The 2,660-nt window shown below is 29.5% G+C and carries 3 protein-coding genes and 2 pseudogenes (1 of these 5 cut by a window edge); 4 read left to right on the top strand and 1 reads right to left on the bottom strand.

The window, feature by feature from the left end:
• Positions 1-367 (bottom strand): annotated as a pseudogene (locus tag A2255_01030) (hypothetical protein).
• Between the two features lie 271 nt (positions 368-638).
• Here A2255_01030 and A2255_01025 point away from each other — a divergent pair.
• The 4 genes and pseudogenes from A2255_01025 to A2255_01010 form a co-directional block, all read left to right on the top strand.
• The gene (locus tag A2255_01025; GenBank protein ID OGI22031.1) at positions 639-1,031 is read left to right on the top strand and encodes a hypothetical protein; all 393 of its coding nucleotides are present in this window, start codon (positions 639-641) and stop codon (positions 1,029-1,031) included.
• Positions 1,032-1,177: 146 nt separating this feature from the next.
• Positions 1,178-1,771, top strand: coding sequence for a hypothetical protein (locus A2255_01020; GenBank protein ID OGI22030.1), 594 nt, complete (start codon positions 1,178-1,180; stop codon positions 1,769-1,771).
• A gap of 1 nt (position 1,772) precedes the next feature.
• Positions 1,773-2,246, top strand: coding sequence for a tRNA (uridine(34)/cytosine(34)/5-carboxymethylaminomethyluridine(34)-2'-O)-methyltransferase TrmL (locus A2255_01015; protein ID OGI22033.1), 474 nt, complete (start codon positions 1,773-1,775; stop codon positions 2,244-2,246).
• A gap of 145 nt (positions 2,247-2,391) precedes the next feature.
• Positions 2,392-2,660, top strand: a pseudogene (locus A2255_01010) (hypothetical protein); it runs 490 nt beyond the window's last position.

Below are 2,660 nucleotides of genomic sequence, written 5' to 3'. Positions count from 1 at the left end.
TATTCTCAAGTGGAAAACTAAAGCTTTTTTCTAGATAAATAGTATTTCCCATCTCACTTATATTTAAATCAACAAAATCCTGTAATTGCTTTATTCCAAGATTCTTTAATTCAAGGTTTTTAGTTACATCTTTACTCACATTCGTCCATTGTTTTTCGTATAAAATTACCTGTGCATCCTTATCTATAGGCTTTCCTGCTGTAATAGCCTCAGAAAAATCTTTTAATGATCTATGAATATTACTTCCATATCTGGCCATAACATGTGGATAGTATGGCCTTTTTTCAACATACCTGTAGTAATATCTTTTAGGACAAGCTAAATAAAAGGATAATTTCGTATAACTCATTCTTAACTTTTTAGACATAACAAAATAATTCCGGATTAAACTTAAAATAAAGGCAGCTCAAAAATTTTAACAGTACTCTTCAACAATATAAATCATTTCAATTGCAAAAAATATTTTCTTTATATTTCTTAACAATCATATAAAGAAAATATATAGATAAATAAAAATGAAAAATTTTAATTGTATAATTATCTTAATTAAGAATAAAGTGTATTTTTTACCTTTATTAGAGACTGGAAAAAAGTTGGATTAAGAGACTGGAAGATAAATTAAACTGGAGTTATGAAGTATGCAAGCGGTATTAACGAATCCTATAAAACTAATTAAAAGCTGTGCGGACAAAAGTAAAAAATTCCCTAAAGATGTTATTCCTTATCTTTTAAAAGCATCTGAAAATGCTGATAATAAAACCAGAAACGATATAGAAAACCATATAGTCAAAATAGGTGAATCAGCAATACCAACTCTTATAAATGCATTAGGAAACTCAAAAGGTACTACCAGAGCTTTAATTGCAATGACTTTAATAAGACTCGGCAGTGCAAGTATTGAACCTTTACAAGCAGCTTATAAAAATAATCTGGAAAATCAATGGATAGTTAATTACATAGTTAGCGAAATTCAAGGAACTCAAAGACCATTAAGCAACGTAGTTAACCTTAAAAAAGTTTTAGTTGGATAAAATACCGCATATAAAGAAAAATATAACATTGGGAGACTCTAACAGGTCTCTCAATTTATTAGTAAATGTTTCATTTTACAATTAAATACAATTAACAATTTTATGCTAGTATAGTATCGGCTATATTATGGGAGAGAGGAAACGTAATGGCTAATTTAATCACAATTTTTAGAGCAATCCTTGCATTAATTATAGTTGGTTTGCTGTTCATAAAGACAACGCCTGTTTATTGGACTTGCTTCGCACTGACAATAGTCGTTATTTGGATGGATGGATTAGATGGATATGTAGCCAGAAAATTTAATGAAACATCAAAATTTGGCGCAGTTTTAGATATTATCGGCGATAGAATTGTAGAAAATGTTTACTGGATTTCATTCCTGGCTTTAGGATGGTTACCTTTATGGGTTCCTTTAATAGTAGTGACTCGTGGACTCATTACAGACGGTTTAAGAAGTGTAGCTATGGAGCAGGGATATACTGCTTTTGGGTCAAGTACAATGATGAAAAGTGAAATCGGTAAATTTCTTGTAACTTCCAATTTCAGCAGAGGCTCATATGCTGTATTTAAAGCATTAGCATTTGCACTCCTGATAGCGGCTCACGTACCACAAATTTATCCTTATCAAAACATTGTAAATTATATTGCTTATTTCAGTGCTTATGCAGCAGTATTTTTCTGTGTTGTAAGAGGTTTACCCGTTATAATTGAAAGTAAGAGATTTTTCCCTTCTAAATAATATGCATAAAGAATCATTTAGAATAGTTTTAATAGAACCTGAAATACCTCAAAATACAGGCAACATTGCTAGATTATGTGCCTGTACTGGTTGTGAATTATATTTAGTTGGAAAACTAGGGTTTCTTATTACAGACAAACATTTAAAAAGAGCCGGTCTTGATTATTGGGATGAGGTAAAAATCGAGCAATATAATAATTTAGAAGAATTAAAAGAAAAATTTCCTGACAACAATTTCTATTATTTAACTACTAAAGCTGAGAAACTATATACAGAGATGCAATTTAAACCAGGAGATTTTCTGGTTTTTGGAAGTGAGACAAAGGGTTTGCCTAAAGAATTAATAGAAGAAAATATAAATAATAGCCTTAAAATTCCTATGAAAATAGAGCGTCGAAGCTTAAATCTCTCAAATTGTGCCTCTATAGTATTATACGAAGCAATAAGACAAACAAATTATTTTGATAATAACTAAATTCCTACAAAATAACTTAGTGTTATTATGCAATTTTTCTATCAAATAACTCTTCTTATGTAAATAATATACTATTTACTTAGAAAGAAAAATGCGTATAAATTATATAAAGTTATTTGAGAAAAATGTTTTAAGGGGAAGGGTTATGAATACAGATTTAAATACAAAAAAATTCTATGAATCAAAAAAGCAATCAAAATTCTTTTCCGCTGATAAAAACTTGCAAAAGCCTGAAATCGCAATTCTTGAAAAATATATAAATAAAATCAAAGATCAAAATATTCTCGATATTGGTTGTGGAGGGGGGCGAACTACCGAACACCTGCGAAAATTTTCAGCAAATTACACAGGTATAAACTATTCAACAGAAATGATTAGTTGCTGCAAAATGCAGTATCCCAGTTTAACTTTTAT

The sequence above is a fragment of the Candidatus Melainabacteria bacterium RIFOXYA2_FULL_32_9 genome (assembly GCA_001784615.1).
Lineage (GTDB): Bacteria > Cyanobacteriota > Vampirovibrionia > Gastranaerophilales > UBA9579 > UBA9579.
The sequence above is the reverse complement of the archived record's forward strand: the minus strand, read 5'-3'. Positions and strand labels throughout refer to the sequence as shown.

What these genes read in the sequence shown, in the direction of transcription:
- A2255_01025 (OGI22031.1), top strand. Translation starts at nt 639, where the DNA reads ATGCAAGCGGTATTAACGAATCCTATAAAACTAATTAAAAGCTGTGCG.
- A2255_01020 (OGI22030.1), top strand. Translation starts at nt 1,178, where the DNA reads ATGGCTAATTTAATCACAATTTTTAGAGCAATCCTTGCATTAATTATA.
- A2255_01015 (OGI22033.1), top strand. Translation starts at nt 1,773, where the DNA reads ATGCATAAAGAATCATTTAGAATAGTTTTAATAGAACCTGAAATACCT.